At 65.3% G+C, this 2,458-nt stretch carries 3 protein-coding genes; all 3 read right to left on the minus strand.

The window, feature by feature from the left end; translation table 11 throughout:
- Positions 1-61: 61 nt before the first annotated feature.
- Positions 62-1,093 (minus strand): tRNA preQ1(34) S-adenosylmethionine ribosyltransferase-isomerase QueA, encoded by a 1,032-nt coding sequence (gene queA, locus VGD20_RS14665; protein ID WP_331135153.1) that lies wholly within the window; start codon positions 1,091-1,093, stop codon positions 62-64.
- Positions 1,094-1,117: 24 nt separating this feature from the next.
- On the minus strand, positions 1,118-1,924 hold the full coding sequence (locus VGD20_RS14670) for a peptidylprolyl isomerase (RefSeq protein ID WP_414714579.1): 807 nt from the start codon (positions 1,922-1,924) through the stop codon (positions 1,118-1,120).
- 87 nt (positions 1,925-2,011) lie between these two features.
- On the minus strand, positions 2,012-2,458 hold a 447-nt coding region (coaD, locus tag VGD20_RS14675), incomplete at its 5' end, for a pantetheine-phosphate adenylyltransferase (RefSeq protein ID WP_331135155.1).

Consider the following 2,458-nt stretch of genomic DNA (forward strand, 5'->3'; position numbering starts at 1 on the left):
AAGTCTTTTCTCGCTCTCCATTTCCTATTTCGTCATCGGGCTGGAAATCCAGTCGAGGAGACTAGCCGACGGGCAGCAGCAGGCTTGCGTCGCCATAGCTGTAGAAGCGATATTCGCTTTCGATGGCATGGGCATAGGCCGCCTGCATCGTCTCCAGTCCCATCAGCGCGCTGACCAACATGAACAGCGTCGAACGCGGCAGGTGGAAATTGGTCATCAGCCCGTCGATCGCCTTGAAGCGGTAGCCCGGGGTGATGAAGATCGCGGTGTCGCCGGCGAATGCCGCGATCGTGCCGTCGTCCTTCGCCGCACTTTCCAGCAGGCGCAGGCTGGTCGTGCCAACCGCGATCACGCGGCCGCCGCCGGCGCGCACCGCGTTGAGGCGCGCGGCGGTGTCGGCCTCGATCCGCCCCCATTCGGCGTGCATGACATGGTCCTCGGTGTCGTCGGCCTTGACCGGCAGGAAAGTGCCGGCGCCGACGTGCAGCGTCAGCGTCTCGGTCGCGATGCCCGCCTTTGCGAGCGTGTCCAGCAGGCCGGGCGTGAAGTGCAGCGCGGCGGTCGGCGCCGCGACCGCGCCATCCTCGCGCGCGAACATCGTCTGGTAATCGGCACGGTCGTCCTCGTCGGTCGCGCGCTTGCCCGCGATATAGGGCGGCAACGGCATCGTGCCGGCGCGTTCGAGCAACACTTCGACCGGCTCGTCGCCGGCGAAGGCGAGGATGAAGCTGCCGTCGGCCAGCCGCTCTTCGGCAAGCGCTTCGACCCCCGCGCCGAAATCGACGCTCTCGCCGACGCGGAGCCGCTTGGCGTTGCGCACGAACGCCTGCCAGCGGCGAAGGTCGATGCGCTTGTGGAGCGTGGCGCCGATCCGGGCATCGCCGCGCCGCCCCTCGAGCTGCGCCGGGATGACGCGCGTGTCGTTAAAAACGAGGCAATCGCCGGGACGCAGCCATGCCGGCAGGTCGCCGACAGCAGCATCGGTGATTTCGTCCCCCACGACCACCAGCATCCGTGCCGCATCGCGCGGTCGCGCCGGTCGCAGCGCGATACGCTCGTTGGGCAGGTCGAAATCGAAAGCGTCGACGCGCATGATCTTTTGCGCGCGCCGCCGCGCTTACTGCTTGATCGGAGCGTTGAGTTCGTCGACCGTTACTTCGGGCGCGGCAACGGGAGCGGGCACCGTTTCGGTCAGCATCGAAGCCGGCGGCACGGGCTTGTTGTCGGCCGCAACCGATACCTGCACCATGCGCGACATCACTTCGGGCGGCTCGCCCTTATGGATCGCGTCGACATATTGCATGCCCGACACGACGCGGCCGAAGGCGGTGTAGCGGCGGTCGAGCGAGAAACGCGGCTGAAGCATGATGAAGAACTGGCTGTTCGCGCTGTCCTCATTTTCGGCGCGCGCCATCGACAGCGTACCGCGCAGATGCGGGATCACGTTGAATTCGGCCTTCAGGTCGGGAAGCTGCGAGCCGCCCTGCCCCGTCGCGGTCGGATCGCCCGTCTGCGCCATAAAGCCGTCGATCACGCGGTGGAATTTGATCCCGTCGTAAAAGCCCGCGCGCGCGAGTTGCTTGATCCGTTCGACATGGTTCGGCGCAACATTGGGATAGAGCTGGATCACGACCCGGCCGCCGGTCGAGAGGTCGAGGTTGAGCATATATTCGGGGTTGCCCATATATTGGGCGGGGGTCATCGCCGGCACCGCGGGAACTTCCGCCGCCGGGGTGCCGTCGGCTGCAGCCGGTGCTGCGGGCGGCGTTTCTGCCGGCGCCGGAGCAGGCGCTTCCACCGGCGGCGCAGGCTGGTTTTCCTCCGGGTTAGGTCCGGGCGCAGGCGGCGCATCCTGCGCCACCGCCGAAGCCGCGAGACCGAACGCCATCGCCGTAAGAACCAAGGGGCGGAAGGAAAATGTCATGCTGGATCGGCCTTTGGATGAATAAACGGGATTTGCGCCCGATTAGCGCGCCCTAGCTGGAAAAAGCTGAACGCTCAATGATCGGTATCAGCGGTCACCCTGCAGCAGCCCCCGCTCGGCGATACGACCAACGACGGCATCGCGCACCGACGGCGTGACGAATTTGCGGATATCGCCACCGAAGATGGCGATTTCCTTGACCAGTCGCGACGCGATCGGCTGCAGCCCGACATCGGCCATCAGGAACACCGTTTCGATACGGTCGTTCAGTTGCTGGTTCATCCCCGCCATCTGATACTCATATTCGAAATCGGCGACCGCGCGCAGCCCGCGGACGATCATGCTCGCGCCCTCACGCTCGGCAAAGTCCATCAGCAGCGAATTGAAGCCGACAACGCGGATGTCGCCACCTAATGACGCGACCTCGGCCTTCACCATCGCGATGCGCTCGTCATCGTCGAACATCGGCGATTTGGTGATGTTGGTGGTCACCCCGATCACCAGCCTGTCGACCAGCTTCGCGCCGCGCCGGAT

It is taken from the genome of Sphingopyxis sp., assembly GCF_036402335.1.
Lineage (GTDB): Bacteria > Pseudomonadota > Alphaproteobacteria > Sphingomonadales > Sphingomonadaceae > Sphingopyxis.

Bases quoted from the DNA above. Each gene is read 5' to 3' on its own strand.
- queA (WP_331135153.1), bottom strand. From the start codon at position 1,093: ATGCGCGTCGACGCTTTCGATTTCGACCTGCCCAACGAGCGTATCGCG.
- VGD20_RS14670 (WP_414714579.1), bottom strand. From the start codon at position 1,924: ATGACATTTTCCTTCCGCCCCTTGGTTCTTACGGCGATGGCGTTCGGT.